Genomic DNA, 17,542 nt, shown 5'->3' on the forward strand with positions numbered 1-17,542 from the left:
AACCCATCAAGGCCAAGCCCATGGAAACCAAAGTCATCGCCATCAACCGCCGCTCGGCCAACATCACCGAGGGCAAGTCGCGCGCCCCCAACCGCTCCATGTACTACGCCATGGGCTACGAGGAAAGCGATTTCAAGAAACCCATGATCGGCGTGGCCAACGGGCACAGCACCATCACGCCGTGCAACAGCGGCCTGCAAAAGCTCGCCGATGCGGCCATTGCCGCCATTGAAGAAGCCGGCGGCAATGCGCAGGTGTTCGGCACGCCGACGATTTCGGACGGTATGGCCATGGGCACCGAAGGCATGAAATATTCGCTGGTCAGCCGCGAAGTGATTTCGGACTGCATCGAAACCTGCGTGCAGGGCCAGTGGATGGACGGCGTGCTGGTGGTCGGCGGCTGCGACAAGAACATGCCTGGCGGCCTGATGGGCATGCTGCGCGCCAACGTGCCGGCGATTTATGTCTATGGCGGCACGATCCTGCCCGGCCACTACAAGGGCAAGGACCTGAACATCGTCAGCGTGTTCGAAGCCGTTGGGGAAAACGCCGCCGGCCGCCTGAGCGACGAAGACCTGCTGCAGATCGAGCGCCGCGCCATTCCCGGCACCGGCAGCTGCGGCGGCATGTACACCGCCAACACCATGTCCAGCGCCTTCGAGGCTTTGGGCATTTCGCTGCCCTACTCCAGCACCATGGCCAATCCGCATGACGAAAAACTGAACTCGGCCAAAGAGTCGGCCAGGGTGCTGATCGAGGCGGTCAGGAAAGACATCAAGCCCCGCGACATCGTCACCCGAAAATCCATTGAAAACGCCGTGGCCGTCATCATGGCGACCGGCGGCTCGACCAATGCGGTGCTGCATTTCCTGGCGATTGCCCATGCGGCCGGCGTCGAATGGACGATTGACGACTTCGAGCGTGTGCGCCAGAAAACCCCGGTGCTGTGCAACCTGAAACCCTCAGGCGAATACCTGGCGGTCGATCTGCACCAGGCCGGCGGCATTCCGCAGGTCATGAAAATGCTGCTGGTCGCTGGCCTGCTGCATGGCGACTGCCTCACCATTTCGGGCCAGACCATTGCCGAAGTGCTTGCGGACGTGCCCGATGCGCCGCGCGCCGACCAGGACGTGATTCGTCCGATCGACAAGCCGATGTATGCCCACGGCCACCTGGCAATTTTGAAAGGCAACCTCTCGCCTGAAGGCTGCGTGGCCAAGATCACCGGCCTGAAGAATCCGGTCATGACCGGCCCGGCGCGGGTGTTCGAGGACGAGCAGTCCGGCCTGAAGGCGATTCTGGCCGGCAAGATCGTGGCGGGCGATGTGATGGTGCTGCGCTACCTCGGCCCCAAGGGCGGCCCCGGCATGCCTGAAATGCTGGCACCCACGGGCGCGCTGATTGGCGCCGGACTGGGCGAAAGCGTCGGACTGATCACTGACGGGCGTTTTTCGGGCGGCACCTGGGGCATGGTCGTTGGCCACGTCGCGCCCGAAGCAGCGGCTGGCGGCAACATTGCATTCATCCGCGAAGGCGATTCGATCACGATTGATGCCAAACAACTGCTGCTGCAACTCAACATCAGCGACGCCGAACTTGAAAGCCGCAAGGTCGGCTGGACGGCCCCGGCCCCGCGCTACACACGCGGCGTGCAGGCCAAGTTTGCGTTCAATGCATCAAGCGCCAGCAAGGGTGCCGTGCTGGATGACTATTGATACTTGAACGCTGAACTGCGCTGAAAAAAAGCCCGTGAGTTACAAACTTCACGGGCTTTTTACTTTCTCCAAGTCAGCCGCATTCCGGGAACAAAGCGACGATTTCAAGGCCTTTTTTTGGATGTCAGGCTCATGGCCGCGCGCTGCCTGTCAATGCGTTTTTGCTTGCGTTGATCCATTTTTTTAATTTCCCTGCGCTTGGTATAGCCTGATGCGTCAGCCCATGCCCACCAGATGACAGCCAGCGCAAACGGCGACAAAATCAGCCACCAGCTCAAACCGGCCACCGGTTCGATTTCCAGGTATTTCAGGGCCAGGCCCAAAATGCCAACCAACAACAAATACATGCTGAACTCCTCAAATCGGGCAAGCCATCTACGGATTTTGGCAAAGTCTCAGGGTCAACTGCCACCCCTACAATCGCGTTAAATCACTGTAACCGAATCCATCACCCTTTACGAATGAGGACAACCCATGAAACTGCAACGCATTCTTTTGACAATTGCTTCCGTGGTGGCAACCTGGACCGTCAGCGCTCCGGCCATGGCTGACCTGCAACTGGCGACGGCCAAAAACTGCATGGCCTGCCACGCCGTTGACAAAAAACTGGTTGGACCTTCCTACAAGGACGTGGCGGCCAAATATGCAGGACAGGCAGATGCCGTGGCGAAACTGGAGGCCAAGGTCCTCAAGGGCGGGGCCGGTGTCTGGGGGCCCGTGCCCATGCCGGCCAATGCGCAGGTCACGCCCGCCGAGGCCAAGCAACTGGTCGCCTGGATCCTGGCGCAAAAATAACTTCGAGCAGCAACTGAAGCGCACTGGACTCAGGGCGCAGCACGTAAAAAAGCCCGTCAATTGACGGGCTTTTTCAATGGCTGGCCTGTAAAAGGCTTACAGGTTCTGCAGCAGCTGCTCCAGGATGGCCGGATTCTCAAGCGTCGAGGTGTCTTGCGTCACGGCTTCGCCCTTGGCCACGCCGCGCAACAGGCGGCGCATGATCTTGCCGCTGCGCGTCTTGGGCAGGTTGTCGCCAAAGCGGATGTCTTTCGGCTTGGCAATCGGGCCAATCTCTTTGCCCACCCAGTCGCGCAGTTCCTTGGCAATCGCCTTGCCTTCGTCGCCTTCAGGGCGTGAGCGCTTGAGCACCACAAATGCCACGATGGCTTCGCCGGTCAGGTCGTCGGGACGGCCGACCACGGCGGCCTCTGCCACCAGTGGGTGCGCCACCAGCGCCGATTCGATTTCCATCGTGCCCATGCGGTGGCCCGACACGTTCAGCACATCGTCAATACGGCCGGTGATGCGGAAATAGCCATTGTCGATATTGCGCACTGCGCCGTCACCAGCCAGGTAGATCGTGCCGCCCATTTCTTCGGGGAAATAGCTTTTCTTGAAACGCTCCGGGTCGTTCCAGATGGTCCGGATCATGGCAGGCCAGGGACGTTTCACGACCAGCATGCCGCCCGAACCGTTGGGCACGTCGTTGCCGGTTTCATCGACGATGGCGGCCATGATGCCGGGCAGCGGCAACGTGCAGCTGCCGGGAACCAGCGGTGTGGCGCCGGGCAGCGGCGTGATCATGTGGCCGCCGGTTTCGGTCTGCCAGAAGGTGTCGACCACCGGGCAGCGCTCATGGCCGATGTTCTTGTAGTACCACATCCAGGCTTCGGGATTGATCGGCTCGCCGACCGAGCCCAGGATGCGCAGGCTGCTCAGGTCGGAGCGGTCCGGATGCACGGCGGCATCGGCATCGGCAGCCTTGATCAGCGAGCGTATGGCAGTGGGCGCGGTGTAGAAGATCGTGACCTTGTGCTTTTCGATCATCTGCCAGAAGCGGCCAGCGTTCGGGTAGGTCGGGATGCCCTCAAAGACGACCTGTGTGGCGCCAGCGGCCAGCGGGCCGTAGGTGATGTAGGTGTGGCCGGTGATCCAGCCAATGTCGGCAGTACACCAGAAAACGTCGGACGGCTGCAGGTCAAACGTCCAGTCCATGGTCAGCTTGGCCCACAGCAGGTAGCCGCCGGTGCTGTGCTGCACGCCCTTGGGCTTGCCGGTGGAGCCGGAGGTGTACAGCACGAACAGCGGATGCTCGGCGCCGACAAACTCGGGCTCGCACACCGGGTTGGCCCTGGCGGCGACTTCATGCATCAGCACATCGCGGCCTTCGACCATGTTGCAAGCCGTTGGGGTGCGCTGATAGACGATCACGTTCTTGATCGAATCGCAGCCGCCCATCGCAATGCCTTCATCGACGATGGCCTTGAGCGGCAGTTCCTTGCCGCCGCGCAGCTGGTAGTTGGCGGTGATGACGGCGACGGCGCCGGCATCCTGGATGCGTTCCTGCAGGCTCTTGGCTGAGAAGCCGCCAAACACCACGGAATGCGTGGCGCCGATGCGGGCACAGGCCTGCATGGCAACGATGCCTTCAATCGTCATGGGCATGTAGATGACGACGCGGTCGCCCTTTTGCACGCCCATTTCCTTCAGCGCGCTGGCGAACTGGCTGACCCTGGCATGCAGTTCCTTGTAGGTGACGTTGGTGACCTTGCCGTCATCGCTCTCGAAAATGATGGCTTTCTTGTTTTCGGTCGGCGTGCCCAGGTGGCGGTCCAGGCAGTTGTAGGAAGCATTCAACTCGCCATCTGCAAACCACTGGTAAAACGGGGCATTGGATTCATCCAGCACCTGGGTGAACGGCTTGTTCCAGCTCAGGTTCTCACGTGCCAGCCGGGCCCAGAAGCCTTCAAAATCATTGGCGGCTTCGGTGCACAGGGCGTTGTAGCCTTCCATGCCGGAAATGCGGGCAGCCTTCACGGTGGCATCACTCGGTGGAAACACGCGGTTTTCAACCAATGTGGACTGGATGGAATTGTCAGGGGTGCTCATTAATCATGTCTCCTTGGGTCATTGAATCGAGCGTACTTTCGGCCTTCGCACTTACAGGCCACTGACGTGCTTCACGCTTAATCCATGCGATTCGGCAGGAGTTATGTGCACCCTACAATTCCCAGCCTCTGCTAACGGTTTGCCCCATGTCTCTACCCACCCACCAAAACTCACGCCGCCACGCCCTTCTGCCCGATGGTGGAGTTGCTGCAACCGAGCATGATGTCGCACCGCCAGAGTTTCCACCAAACCCTTCAGAAGACTTCACATGACCGTCCTGCTCTTTATAGGTGGCCTGATCGGACTGGTTCTGGGGGCTGAGCTGCTGGTGCGGGGCGCCTCGAAGCTGGCGCTGTCGTTCGGCATCTCGCCGCTGGTGGTGGGCCTCACCATTGTGGCTTTCGGCACCAGTGCGCCCGAAATGGCGGTATCGACGGGCGCGGTGCTGAACGGCCAGACCGACATCGCCATTGGCAACGTGGTCGGCAGCAACATCTTCAATGTGCTGTTCATCCTGGGTTTGTCGGCCATGATCACCCCGCTGGTGGTCAATATCCAGCTGATCCGCCAGGAAGTGCCGATCATGATTGGCGCATCCCTGCTCCTCCTGGCGCTTTGCCTGGACGGCAGGCTCGGTTTTTTCGACGGCGCGATCTTGTTCGCACTGCTGCTGGCCTACACAATATTCCTGATCATTCAATCACGCGCCGAAACCCGAAGCGCGCAGGAGCAATATGCGGCAGAAGTCAAGCCTGCCGTGACCGGTGGCTGGGACGCCAGACTGCCGGTCCAACTGCTGCTGATCCTTGCAGGCCTCGGCCTGCTGGTACTCGGTTCGGACTGGCTGGTCACGGCATCGACCATTTTTGCCAAGGCGCTGGGCGTGAGCGACCTGGTGATTGGCCTGACCATCGTGGCCGCCGGAACGTCCATGCCCGAAGTAGCCACCTCGGTCATGGCCGCCATCAAGGGCGAGCGCGACATCGCAGTTGGCAATGTGGTGGGCAGCAGCAGCTTCAATATCCTGGGTTGCCTCGGCTTGTCAGGAATCGTGTCGGGCGACCTCGGCCTGGCCGTGCCGGCGGCCATCCTGAATTTCGACATCTGGGTGATGATTGCCGTTTCCCTCGCCTGCCTGCCGGTCTTCATGACCGGACGCGAAATTGCACGCTGGGAGGGCACTGTGTTCCTGCTTTACTACCTGGCCTATGTGACCTACCTGATTCTGGCTACGCAGCAGCATGCGGCATTGGGCTTGTTATCGACAGCCATGATGAGTTTCGTGGTTCCGATCACGGTCATCACGCTGGTCGTGGTGCTGATCAAGCGCGGCACCCGCGCGGACACCAAGGCTTGAGCAAGTCCGCATGCGGGCTTGGTGTAAGGCATCAGCGCCCTGAAAACCAGGTCATCCCTGGATGGCCAACGATCAGTCTCAAAAAATTTCCAGCCAAAATGAATCATCAGCCAACCAGAGAAAACGCCAGCCTTTGTTACTACTGATCATCTTCCTGCCCCTGCTGGCGGGCACCCTGGCAACCGGCTGGTCCGGCGCCCAACGGTGCGCCAGCTATCGCGCCCGCACGGCCTGGCTGGCTGCGGCCATCACTGCTTCCTGTCTGGCCTTGCTGCTCTGGCAGACGCCTTCGGTCATGCGCGGCGAGGTGCTCTACGACTTCATCCCCTGGGTGCCGGAAATCGGGCTGAACCTGGGCCTGCGGCTGGATGGACTGTCGCTGATGTTCGCACTGTTGATCACCGGCATCGGCCTGCTGATCATCCTGTACGCGCATTTCTACCTTGGCAAGGAAGATCCGGTCGGCAAGTTCTACAGCACGCTGATGCTGTTCATGGCGGCAATGCTGGGGATTGCGCTGTCGGACAACCTGCTGCTGCTGATCGTGTTCTGGGAACTCACCAGCATCTCGTCGTTTTTGCTGGTCGGCTACTGGCAGCACCGGGCCGACGCGCGCGACGGCGCGCGCATGGCGCTGGCCATCACCGGCGGCGGCGGCCTGGCGATGCTGGGCGGCTTTATCCTGCTGGGCCAGATCGCCGGCACCTATGAGTTGAGCCAGATGCTGGGCCAGGGCGCGGTCATCCAGGCCGATCCTCTTTATCCCGCCGCATTGCTGCTGATCCTGCTCGGCTGCTTCACCAAAAGCGCGCAGTTCCCGTTTCACTTCTGGCTGCCGCAAGCCATGGCGGCGCCGACCCCGGTGTCGGCCTACCTGCATTCGGCCACCATGGTCAAGGCCGGCATCTTTTTGCTGGCCCGCCTGACGCCGGTCATTGGCGGCACCGAGCTGTTTGCCGGCCTGGTCAGCACCACCGGACTGGTGACCATGGCGTTTGCCGCCTTCATTGCGATTTTCAAGCACGACCTCAAGGCTTTGCTGGCCTACTCAACCATCAGCCACCTGGGGCTGATCACGTTTTTGATCGGCCTGGGCTCGCCGCTGGCGGCGGTGGCGGCGCTGTTCCACATCCTGAACCATGCCAGCTTCAAGGCTTCGCTGTTCATGATTGCCGGCATCATCGACCATGAAACCGGCACGCGCGACATGCGCCTGCTGGGCGGCCTGCGCCATCTCATGCCCTGGACGGCAACGCTGGCGATGGTGGCGGCGGCGGCCATGGCGGGCGTGCCGCTGTTCAATGGTTTTGTGTCCAAGGAAATGTTCCTGACCGAGAGCGTGACCTTCGCCCAGGCGGGCGGCTGGCGCTGGGGGGTGCCGGCCGTTGCCACGCTGGCCGCGCTGCTCAGCGTGGCTTATTCGGTGCGGCTGGTTCACGACATTTTCTTCAATGGACCGCCGCGCGACATGCCCAAGTCACAGCCGCATGAGCCGCCCCTGGGCATGAAAATGCCGGTGATCCTGCTGGCGCTGGTCTGCATTTCGGTTGGCATCCTGCCGTCGCTGCTGCTCGGGCCGATGGTGCTGGCGGCCGCCACCGCCATGCTCGGCACCGCACCGCCTGAATTCCACCTGGCGATCTGGCACGGATTCAACCTGCCGCTGTTGTTGAGCGTGCTGGCGCTGGCCGGTGGTGCAGCGCTGTATTTCACGCTGGCGCGCAGCGGCCGGTTGCACCGCCTGAACTCTGAAAACTGGTTCGGCCTGCTGACCGGACTGAAGCTGTTCACGCGCGGCATCGACCGCCTGTTTGGCAGCGCAGGCCGCATCACCGCGCTGCTGGAGACCTATTCCCTGCAACGCTACATTGCCTGGATGCTGATCGCCACCCTGGTGGTGGCGGCTACGCCCTTGTTGCTTGGCGATGCGCCGGGCACCGGATCGCGCACGCTGCTGCCCGTCACCCTGCCGGCGCTGGTGCTCTGGGGTGTGCTGCTGATGGCGTGTGCATGGCTGGTGTTGCGCCACCACGACCGCTTCCAGTCAGTCGTCGTGGCCGGGGTGATTGGCCTGGTCACCGCCCTCACCTTCGTCAGCCTGTCGGCACCCGACCTGGCGCTGACGCAACTCACGGTTGAAGTCGTTTCCACCGTGCTGCTGCTCATGGGCCTGGCGCTGCTGCCCCGGCAAACGCCGCGCGAATCCACCCTGACACGCCGGCTACGCGATGGCGTGCTGGCGCTGGCCGGCGGCTCGGGCATGGCCTGGCTGGCCTGGGTGATGCTGACGCGCGACCACGACTCGATTGCCTGGTATTTCCTGAACAACTCGGCCGTGGCCGGCGGCGGCACCAATGTGGTCAACGTGATCCTGGTGGACTTCCGGGGCTATGACACCTTCGGCGAAATCACCGTGCTGGCAATTGCCGCCGTCGGCGTGCTGGCGCTGATGGACGGCATGCGCGCACGCCGCCCGGCGGCGGACAGCAGCGGCCTGGCGTGGACCTTTGCCACGCAGCCGCTGATGCTGCGCGTAGCCGCACGCATGCTGCTGCCGCTGGCGCTGGTGGTAACGCTCTACATCTTCATGCGCGGCCACAACCAGCCCGGCGGCGGCTTCATTGCCGGGCTGATCACCGCCGTGGCGCTGGTGCTGCAATACATGGCCATGGGCCAGTCGCGCGCCGAGGCGCTGCTGCGGGCCGATGGCGGCAGCCGCTTCGTGCGCTGGATCGGCATGGGCCTGGGCATCGCCGGGCTCACGGGCATCGGCGCCTTCGCGCTGGGCCAGCCTTTCCTGACCAGCGCTCATGGCCACCCTTCTGTGCCACTACTGGGCGAGTTGCCGCTGGCCACCGCTGCGCTGTTTGACCTGGGCGTGTACATCACCGTTGTCGGCGCGACGCTGCTGACGCTGTCCAGTTTGGGCAACGTCAGCCGCGAAAGCGCTGCAGCCCCACCCTCAACCCCTTCCAGCGGAGTTCAACCATGAGCCTCGAATTCCTCGTAGCCAGCGGCATTGGCGCTGTCACCGCCGCCGGCATCTACCTGATCCTGCGCGGGCGCACCTGGCCCGTCGTGCTGGGCATGAGCCTGCTGGGTTATGCGGTGAACGTGTTCATCTTCGCCATGGGCCGGCTCTGGCAGGATGCGGCGCCGATTCTTTCCGCCACCGGACGCGTGGCCGACCCACTGCCGCAGGCGCTGGTGCTGACGGCCATCGTGATCGGCTTTGCCACCACCGGCTTCGTGGTGGAACTGGCACTGCGCAGCCGCCATGAAACCAACAGCGACCATGTGGACGGCCATGAGCCCGGCCACCGCACCGGCCCTGCCCGGAACGACGCCGCATGAGTGAACTCCTGAGCCTCTTTTTTGAAACGCACCTGCCGGTGCTGCCAGTACTGCTGCCGATGTTCACCGCCGTCGCCCTGTTGCTGATGGGCGACGAGGGCGGCGAAGCCAACCACGGCGGGCGGCTGCTGCAACGCCGGCGGCTGCTCAGCTTCTCGTCGGTGGTGCTGGGCGCCGTGCTGGCCTGGCGGCTGATGGCCGAAGCCGCCCTGGGTTCGCTCAATGTGTACCCCCTGGGCGGCTGGCCCGCGCCCTTTGGCATCGTGCTGGTGGTGGACCGCCTGAGCGCGATGATGCTGGCGCTTACCTGGACCATTGCGGTGCCGGTGCTCTGGTATGCCGCTGGCGGATGGGACGCGCGCGGACGGCACTTTCACACCATGTTCCACTTTCTGCTCATGGGCCTGTCGGGCGCCTTCGTGACCGGCGACCTGTTCAACCTGTTCGTGTTTTTCGAGGTGCTGCTGATCGCCTCCTATGTGCTGCTGGTGCATGGCCAGGGCCAGGAGCGCTTCAAGGCAGGCGTGCATTACGTGGTGCTCAACCTGGTGGCATCGGCGCTCTTTCTGGTCGGCCTGGCGATCATTTACGGCGTGGCCGGCACGCTGAACATGGCGGACCTGGCGCTGCGCGTCGGCCGGCTCGGCCCCGAGCAGGCTGCGCTGTTCAAGGCGGGCGCCATGGTGCTGCTGGTGGTGTTCGGCCTGAAGGCCGCCATCGTGCCGCTCTATCTGTGGCTGCCCAACGCCTACGCCGCTGCCAGTGCGCCGGTCGCCGCGATGTTTGCCATCATGACCAAGGTTGGCGTGTACAGCATCATCCGCGTGCATGGCGTGATGCTGGGCGATGGCGCGGGTCATGCCGCGCTGGCGGCTCAACCCTGGCTGCTGCCGGCGGCGCTGCTGACCATTGCACTGGGCGTGCTGGGCGCACTCGCCGCGCACAGCCTGGCGCGGCTGGTGGCTTACCTGACCGTGGCCTCGGTCGGCACCGTCCTGACCGGTGTCGGCCTCTACACGCCGGAGGCTTTGTCGGCGGCGCTTTACTACACGATGCACAGCACGCTGGTGGCAGCGGCGCTGTTCATGCTGGTCGAACTGGTGGCTTCACAGCGGGGCGATTCAGGCGACCGGCTGCAACCTGCCGCGCCTGTGGCCCAGCCCATCCTGCTCGGAATGATGACGCTACTGGGCGCGGCTTCGGTCGCCGGCCTGCCGCCACTGCCCGGCTTTCTCGGCAAGCTGATGATTCTTGAAAGCGCGGCGCTGACGCCTGCCCATGCCTGGGTCTGGGGCGTGGTATTGGTGACCAGCATCATGACGCTGATCGGCCTGGCGCGCGCCGGTTCGATCCTGTTCTGGAACGTCCTGCCCGAACGGCCAACCAGCGGGCGGTCGATTAGCGCGGGCACCAGTTTGCGCCTGACACGTGCCACGCTGGGCCTGCTGGCCTTGAGCCTGCTGCTGGCTGTGGCGGCCTCGCCGCTCAAACGCTACACCGATGCGGCGGCGCTGCAACTGGCGGACCGTGCCGCTTACGCGCAAGCGGTGCTGGGCCCCGTGGGCGGCGCGGCGGCCGACACCACCCGGCCCTACCGGGGCGGCGAAGGCGAAGTGATCTTGCCGGCACCCAAAGGCAAGCCATGAACAACACAGAAAAGTCACGCTGGTTCGGCCACCCCTGGCTGTCGTTGCTGCTGGCGGTCAGCTGGCTGCTGCTGCAACACACACTGGCACCCTTTCACCTGATTTCAGCCGTCCTCATCGGCCTTGTCGTGCCGCGCCTGCTGCATGGTTTTTTGCCGGTTTCCGGGCCGATGCGCATGTTGCCGGCGGTGCGGCTGCTGGGAGTCGTGCTGTGGGACATCGTGGCGTCCAACATCACCGTGGCCCGGCTGGTGCTGGGGCCGATGTCAAAAATGCAGCCCGCCTGGGTCACAGTGCCGCTGGCGCTCAACCACCCCACCGCCATTTCACTGCTGGCCAGCATCATCACCACCACACCCGGAACGGTGTCGTGCACCATCGACGAGCAGGGCCACCATATCCTGGTTCATGCACTGAACTGCACCGATCCCGCGCAGATGGTGGCCGACATCCAGGCGCGCTACGAGCGCCCGCTGCAGGCCATTTTCGAGTCCCTTCCACCCACCATGCCAAAAGGAGAAAGCCCATGAACATCAACCTCCTGGCGCTGGCGCTGGACATCGCCACGGGCGCGGTGTCGCTGGCCCTGGTGCTGTGCGCGTGGCGCCTGGTGCGCGGTCCGCACGTCATCGACCGCGTGCTGGCCATCGACACGCTTTACATCAACGCCGTGGCGCTGGTGGTGTTGCTGGGCATTCGCCTGAACACTGCGCTGCTGTTCGAAGCGGCCCTGATCATGGCGATGCTGGGATTCGTCTCCACCGTGGCGCTGGCACGCTACCTGACGCGCGGCGACGTCATCGAATGAAGCAGAAGGCATGACCATGAACTTTCACGCTGTTATTGAAGGGCTGGCGGCCGCCCTGCTGCTGGTGGGATCTTTTTTCCTGCTGGTGGGCGCCGTCGGGCTGGCCCGTTTGCCCGACTTTTTCATGCGACTGCATGCGCCAACCAAGGCCTCCACGCTGGGCATCGGCAGCCTGTTGGTGGCCAGCATGCTGCTGGCCACCGACCAGGGGCGCGCAGGTTTTGCAGAACTGCTGATCACACTGTTCGTGTTTGTGACCGCCCCCGTTTCGGCCAACATGATGGCGCAGGCGGCGCTGCACCTGCTGGTGCCTGGCAAGGCAGCGCCGCCGAAAAATTCCGTGCCCGAACGCCAGACTTCCTGAACCTGCAAAAGCATATGTCCTGCTGGTAGCCAGGCGTGTTTTTCATTTCCCCCGGTCTGAATCGGATGCGATCACTGTCCCGTCGCTAAAGCAGTCAGGTTTTTAAGCCTTTTTAGCACCTTGCGCATGCCAGACAAGCGCAAGATGCTATTTTTTTGATAGTAAGAACAGACGAAAAGTTCTGACCTGGACACCGCCCGAACTCTTTCTGGCGGGCTCAAAAGCCATGACTATTGACTTTTAAATAGCTAATAGCTATAATTCGCATCCGCCTTACTACTGGCAAGCATGTAGTCAAATTCCTACAAAGCCATATGCCAGCAGCGTATTGTGGATTCTGTCTCGGCAACTGAATCTTTTTTCTTACAGTTAGCGCCGTGCATCGCACAGCGCATGCGCCCTAAAAAAGTGTTCTGTACAGGCCTTTTTACTGAAGCACGTTTCATGGCATGGACGCCGACGGGTGACAGCAATGTGCCCGCGCCTTTTCTGCAGCCCCGTTTGTATTGCACCCGGGCGTAATTATCAGATCGGGACAAATTTCCGGAGCTTCCTGCATGGCATTCGTGCCGGCAAGTTGATTATTCCTTTCAACGTATAACAGAGAGTACGCCTGCATGGCCAAACAAATCATCATCGACCATGTGTTCAAGGTTTTCGGGGACAGCCCGCAAGCCGCACTTGATCTCGTCAGCCAAGGCTGTACCAAAGAAGAAATTCTGGCTCAAACAGGCGCCACCATCGGCGTTTTCGACGCCAGCCTGACGATTGAAGCAGGTGAGATTTTCGTCGTCATGGGCCTGTCGGGCTCAGGTAAATCCACGCTGGTGCGCCTCCTCAACCTGCTGATCGAGCCCACAGCGGGCCGCATCCTGGTGGATGGCGCCGACATCAGCCAACTGAAGGACAAAGAATTGCGTGCCTTGCGCCGCAAGGACATCAGCATGGTGTTCCAGTCGTTCGCGCTGATGCCGCACATGACGGTGCGCGACAACACCGCGCTGGGCCTGGAACTGGCTGGCGTGAGCAGCGCCGAGCGCCACGCCGCAGCCGAGCAGGCACTCGAACAGGTTGGCCTGGCCGGCTGGGGTGCCAGCTATCCGGACGAACTGTCAGGCGGCATGCAGCAGCGCGTGGGCCTGGCCCGGGCGATGGCGTCGGACCCGTCCATCTTGCTGATGGACGAGGCGTTTTCAGCACTCGACCCGATCATCCGCACCGAAATGCAGTCCGAGCTGCTGCGTCTGCAGCAGGTCAAGCGCCGCACCATCGTTTTCATCTCGCACGATCTGGACGAAGCCATGCGCATCGGCGACCGTATTGCCATCATGAAGGATGGCCACATCGTGCAGGTCGGCACGCCGGACGAGATTTTGCGCAACCCGGCTGACGCCTATGTGCGCAGCTTCACCCATGGAGTCGATGCCGCAGCGGTCTTCAAGGCCACCGACATTGCCCGAAAGTCCCAGGTCGTGGTCGCCGAACATGCCAGCAGCGGCTCGCGTGCCGCACTCAAGATGCTGGAAGACCGGGACCGTGACTACGCCTATGTGGTCAGCCCTAAAGAGCAGTACCTTGGCGTGGTATCGGCGGAATCACTGCGCAAGGCGTTGCACGGCCATGTCGGACCGCTGGGCCTGGCGCATGCATTCCTGCCGGATGTGCTGCCAATTGCCGCTGACGATTCAGTCAACGACTTGTATGGCCAGGTGGCGCAGTGCCCTTACCCGGTGCCAGTGACAGACGGTAACGGCAAATTCTATGGCTCCATCAGCAAGACCACCCTGCTGAAATTCCTTGACCGCGACACCCCTTCCGTGCCGGCACAGTGATCCTGAAAGAACGCTTATGAACGAAACCAACACCTCCAGCATCCTGGCCGTCGTCGATGGTGCAACGCCTGCGACGGCAACCGCACCACCGCAACTCGATCCTTGGGGCATGCCGATAGAGTCCGCTCCGGCCATTGACAGCGCCAATGCCGCGTCGGCCCAGCTTGACGCCTGGGGCATGCCCATCGAAGGCGCCCCGGCTAGCCCCCCAGCAGACGCGTGGCAAACCGCCACGCAACCGACAGACGCTGTCAGCGGCGCCACCGACTGGCTTGATGCGCCGACCATAGACACCGACGCCGTCACCGGCTTTCAGATCCAGCAACTGTGGGACGGCTCGCTGCCCGTCGAGAGCTGGATCAACAGTGGCCTGGCCTGGGTGGTCGACAACTTCCGTCCCTTTTTCCAGGCCGTGCGCGTGCCGATCGACAGCACCCTGACCGGCGTTGAAGGCTTGCTGCAAAGCGTGCCGTCGCTGGCGATGATTGCCTTCATCGGCCTGGTGGCCTGGCAGTTCACCGGCCGCGCGCTGGCCATTGGCGCCGTCGTGTCGCTGCTGCTGGTGGCGATGCTGGGCATCTGGCCCGAAGCCATGGTGACGCTGTCGCTGGTGCTGACTTCGCTGGCGTTTTGCCTGGTCGTGGGCTTGCCGCTGGGCATCCTGCTGGCCAGCAGCGACCGCGCCATGCGCGTGATGCGACCGATCCTGGACGCCATGCAGACCACGCCGGCCTTCGTCTACCTGGTGCCGGTGGTGATGCTGTTCGGCATTGGCAACGTTCCGGGCGTGATTGTCACCATCGTCTTTGCACTGCCGCCGCTGATCCGCCTGACCAACCTGGGCATTCGCCAGGTGCGGCCCGACCTGATCGAGGCCGCCCGCGCCTATGGCGCCTCGCCATTTCAGATGCTGGTGAAGGTGCAATTGCCGCTGGCCATGCCGTCCATCATGGCCGGTGTCAACCAGACGCTGATGCTGTCGCTGTCGATGGTGGTGATCGCCTCGATGATCGCCGTGGGCGGCCTGGGCCAGATGGTGCTGCGCGGCATTGGCCGGCTTGACATGGGCCTGGCCACCGTCGGCGGCCTGGGCATTGTGCTGCTGGCCATCACGCTGGACCGCATCACCCAGTCCCTGGGCCAGCCACGACGTGGTGTGCGCCACTGGTGGCAGACCGGCCCGGCCGGCCTGGTCTGGTTGCTGGTGAACCGCGCCGACAAGTCTGAAGCCCCCGCCAAAGCCGAACCGGCATCCCAGACGGTGCAGGCCTCGCCCGGCCTGACGCCAGCCACGCATTGATGCTTCTGGCATTACTGCACCCTCCGCTGATTTCACTCACTCAAAAGGAAACTTTCAAATGATGACAACCCGCCATTTCACCCGCACCCTGCTTGCCGCCGGACTCTTGAGCCTGGGACTGGCCGCCACGACCGTCAGCGCCGCCGACCTGCCCGGAAAGGGCATCAAGGTGCAGGCCCTCAAAAGCTCGCTGGCCGAAGAAACCTTCCAGACACTGCTGGTCAACCGCGCGCTGGCAAAGCTTGGCTATGACGTGCAGCCCATCAAGGAAGTGGAATACCCCACGGCGCATATCGCCATTTCCAACGGCGACGCCACCTTCATGGCCGATCACTGGAATCCGCAGCATGCCGACTACTTCAAGAACGCCGGTGGCAAGGACAAGCTTTCGCGTGAAGGCGTGTACTCGGACAATGCTGCACAGGGCTACCTGATGGACAAGAAAACCGCCGATGCCTACAAGATCACCAACATCGGGCAGCTCAAGGACCCCAAGCTCGCCAAGCTGTTTGACACCGACGGCGACGGCAAGGCCGACCTGACCGGTTGCACACCCGGCTGGGGTTGCGAGACCATGATCGAGCACCAGCTTGACGCCTACAAGCTGCGCGGCACCGTGTCGCACAAGCAGGGAACCTACTCGGCGCTGATGGCCGACACCATCACCCGCTTCAAGCAGGGCCAACCCATCCTCTACTACACCTGGACACCGTACTGGGTAAGCGCCGAGCTGCGCCCGGGCAAGGACGTGGTGTGGCTGGAAGTGCCGTTTTCCTCGCTGCCCGGCGAGCAAGCCAAGATGGACACCAAGCAGCCCTCCGGAAAGAACTACGGCTTTGTCGTGAACACGCAGCACATCGTGGCCAACAAAGACTTTGTGGCCAAAAATCCGGCGGCCGGCAAGCTGTTCGAGGTCATGAAGGTGTCGGTCAACGACATCAATGCGCAAAACCTGCGCATGAGCCACGGCGAGAACCAGCCGAAGGACGTCGAGCGCCACACCGATGCCTGGATCAAGGGCCACCAAAAGACCTTTGACAGCTGGATTGCACAAGCCATGGCCGCTGCCAAAAAATAAGCCAAAACCGCCGCTAGCGCCCGTCCATATTGCGCAAGAAGCTATTTAATCAATAGCACTTGCGCCTTGCGTCAATGGGTCAGAGGCAGGCAGTGACTGTTGAGTCCGGTCAGCCTGCCAGCCCTTCCCTTACCTCAGCCCAAAAGGAATCCCTCAAAAGATGATGATCAACACCCGCCACTTCACCCGAACCCTGGTCGCCGCAAGCCTGGTGGCCTTTGGCCTGGCTGCCCACGCCGCCGCTGACCTGCCCGGAAAAGGCGTCAAGGTTCAACCGATTCAAAGCGCGATTGCCGAAGAAATTTTCCAGACCACGCTGGTCAGCCGTGGGCTGGAAAAACTGGGTTTTGACGTGCAGCCGATCAAGGAAATCGAACCCGCCACCGGTCACATTGCCATTTCCAACGGCGACGCCACCTTTTTGGCTGACCACTGGGACCCGCTGCATGCCGACTTCTACAAAAATGGCGGCGGCGATGCGAAGCTGTTTCGCAAGGGCGTGTACTCCAGCAATGCCGCGCAGGGCTACCTGATCGACAAAAAGACCGCTGAAAAATACAAGATCACCCATATCGACCAGCTGAAAGATCCCAAGCTGGCCAAACTGTTTGATTCCACAGGCGACGGCAAGGCCGACTTGACCGGCTGCAATCCAGGCTGGGGCTGCGAAGCCGTGATCGAGCACCAGCTCACCGCCTTCGGCTTGCGCGATACCGTCTCGCATGCGCAGGGCACCTACTCGGCATTGATGGCCGACACCATCACGCGCTTCAAGAAAGGCCTGCCGGTTCTGTACTACACCTGGACCCCGTACTGGATCAGTGGCGTGCTGCGTCCCGGCAAAGAGGTGGTCTGGCTCGAAGTGCCGTACTCATCCCTGCCCGGCGCGCAATCCAAGCTCGATACCAAGTTGCCCAATGGCAAGAACTACGGCTTCACGCTGAACACCCAGCGCATCGTGGCCAACAAGACATTCACCGACCAGAACCCGTCGGCTGCCAAGTTGTTTGAAGTGATGAGCCTGCCCGTCGGCGACATCAACGCCCAGAACCAGCGCATGAACAACGGCGAAAACACGCAAAAAGACATCGAGCGCCACACCGATGCCTGGATCAAAGGCCACCAAAAGACCTTTGACAGCTGGATCGCACAAGCCATGGCTGTTGCCAAGAAATAAGCCAAACAAGCCTCCCGCGCTCACC

15 protein-coding genes are annotated in these 17,542 nt (G+C 62.3%); 13 read left to right on the forward strand and 2 right to left on the reverse strand.

Annotated elements, in window-relative coordinates:
• Positions 1 to 20 precede the first annotated feature (20 nt).
• Positions 21 to 1,715, forward strand: coding sequence for a dihydroxy-acid dehydratase (ilvD, locus tag GZ092_RS12865; RefSeq protein WP_293636943.1), 1,695 nt, complete (start codon positions 21 to 23; stop codon positions 1,713 to 1,715).
• A 104-nt stretch (positions 1,716 to 1,819) separates the two neighbouring features.
• Here ilvD and GZ092_RS12870 read toward each other — a convergent pair whose 3' ends face one another.
• Positions 1,820 to 2,062, reverse strand: coding sequence for a TIGR04438 family Trp-rich protein (locus GZ092_RS12870; protein WP_293636945.1), 243 nt, complete (start codon positions 2,060 to 2,062; stop codon positions 1,820 to 1,822).
• Positions 2,063 to 2,195: 133 nt separating this feature from the next.
• Between GZ092_RS12870 and GZ092_RS12875 the strand changes: the two genes are divergently transcribed.
• Complete coding sequence (locus tag GZ092_RS12875; RefSeq protein WP_293636987.1) at positions 2,196 to 2,510, forward strand: c-type cytochrome; 315 nt, start codon at positions 2,196 to 2,198, stop codon at positions 2,508 to 2,510.
• Positions 2,511 to 2,606: 96 nt separating this feature from the next.
• Here GZ092_RS12875 and acs read toward each other — a convergent pair whose 3' ends face one another.
• Positions 2,607 to 4,601, reverse strand: a complete 1,995-nt coding sequence (gene acs / locus GZ092_RS12880; RefSeq protein ID WP_293636947.1) for an acetate--CoA ligase — start codon at positions 4,599 to 4,601, stop codon at positions 2,607 to 2,609.
• A 268-nt stretch (positions 4,602 to 4,869) separates the two neighbouring features.
• Here acs and GZ092_RS12885 point away from each other — a divergent pair, with 268 nt between their 5' ends.
• From GZ092_RS12885 to proX (GZ092_RS12935), 11 genes are all read left to right on the forward strand, one after another.
• On the forward strand, positions 4,870 to 5,958 hold the full coding sequence (locus tag GZ092_RS12885) for a calcium/sodium antiporter (RefSeq protein ID WP_293636949.1): 1,089 nt from the start codon (positions 4,870 to 4,872) through the stop codon (positions 5,956 to 5,958).
• Positions 5,959 to 6,091: 133 nt separating this feature from the next.
• Positions 6,092 to 8,950 (forward strand): monovalent cation/H+ antiporter subunit A, encoded by a 2,859-nt coding sequence (locus GZ092_RS12890; protein ID WP_293636951.1) that lies wholly within the window; start codon positions 6,092 to 6,094, stop codon positions 8,948 to 8,950.
• Positions 8,947 to 9,312 (forward strand): Na+/H+ antiporter subunit C, encoded by a 366-nt coding sequence (locus tag GZ092_RS12895; protein WP_293636953.1) that lies wholly within the window; start codon positions 8,947 to 8,949, stop codon positions 9,310 to 9,312. The genes GZ092_RS12890 and GZ092_RS12895 overlap by 4 nt, the downstream gene beginning before the upstream one ends.
• The gene (locus tag GZ092_RS12900; protein ID WP_293636954.1) at positions 9,309 to 10,958 is read left to right on the forward strand and encodes a monovalent cation/H+ antiporter subunit D; all 1,650 of its coding nucleotides are present in this window, start codon (positions 9,309 to 9,311) and stop codon (positions 10,956 to 10,958) included. Before GZ092_RS12895 ends, GZ092_RS12900 begins: the two co-directional genes overlap by 4 nt.
• Positions 10,955 to 11,488, forward strand: coding sequence for a Na+/H+ antiporter subunit E (locus tag GZ092_RS12905; protein WP_293636956.1), 534 nt, complete (start codon positions 10,955 to 10,957; stop codon positions 11,486 to 11,488). The genes GZ092_RS12900 and GZ092_RS12905 overlap by 4 nt, the downstream gene beginning before the upstream one ends.
• 2 nt (positions 11,489 to 11,490) lie before the next feature.
• Complete coding sequence (locus GZ092_RS12910) at positions 11,491 to 11,766, forward strand: K+/H+ antiporter subunit F (RefSeq protein WP_363254496.1); 276 nt, start codon at positions 11,491 to 11,493, stop codon at positions 11,764 to 11,766.
• Positions 11,767 to 11,782: 16 nt separating this feature from the next.
• Positions 11,783 to 12,130 (forward strand): Na+/H+ antiporter subunit G, encoded by a 348-nt coding sequence (locus GZ092_RS12915; protein ID WP_293636960.1) that lies wholly within the window; start codon positions 11,783 to 11,785, stop codon positions 12,128 to 12,130.
• Between the two features lie 617 nt (positions 12,131 to 12,747).
• A complete protein-coding gene (proV, locus tag GZ092_RS12920; RefSeq protein ID WP_293636962.1) occupies positions 12,748 to 13,962 on the forward strand; it encodes a glycine betaine/L-proline ABC transporter ATP-binding protein ProV in 1,215 nt (404 codons plus the stop codon).
• 16 nt (positions 13,963 to 13,978) lie between these two features.
• On the forward strand, positions 13,979 to 15,262 hold the full coding sequence (gene proW / locus GZ092_RS12925) for a glycine betaine/L-proline ABC transporter permease ProW (RefSeq protein WP_293636963.1): 1,284 nt from the start codon (positions 13,979 to 13,981) through the stop codon (positions 15,260 to 15,262).
• 58 nt (positions 15,263 to 15,320) lie between these two features.
• A complete protein-coding gene (proX, locus tag GZ092_RS12930; RefSeq protein WP_293636964.1) occupies positions 15,321 to 16,340 on the forward strand; it encodes a glycine betaine/L-proline ABC transporter substrate-binding protein ProX in 1,020 nt (339 codons plus the stop codon).
• A gap of 160 nt (positions 16,341 to 16,500) precedes the next feature.
• The gene (proX, locus tag GZ092_RS12935; protein WP_293636966.1) at positions 16,501 to 17,517 is read left to right on the forward strand and encodes a glycine betaine/L-proline ABC transporter substrate-binding protein ProX; all 1,017 of its coding nucleotides are present in this window, start codon (positions 16,501 to 16,503) and stop codon (positions 17,515 to 17,517) included.
• The last annotated feature ends 25 nt before the right edge of the window (positions 17,518 to 17,542 follow it).

Source organism: Polaromonas sp., from assembly GCF_010365105.1.
Lineage (GTDB): Bacteria > Pseudomonadota > Gammaproteobacteria > Burkholderiales > Burkholderiaceae_C > Polaromonas.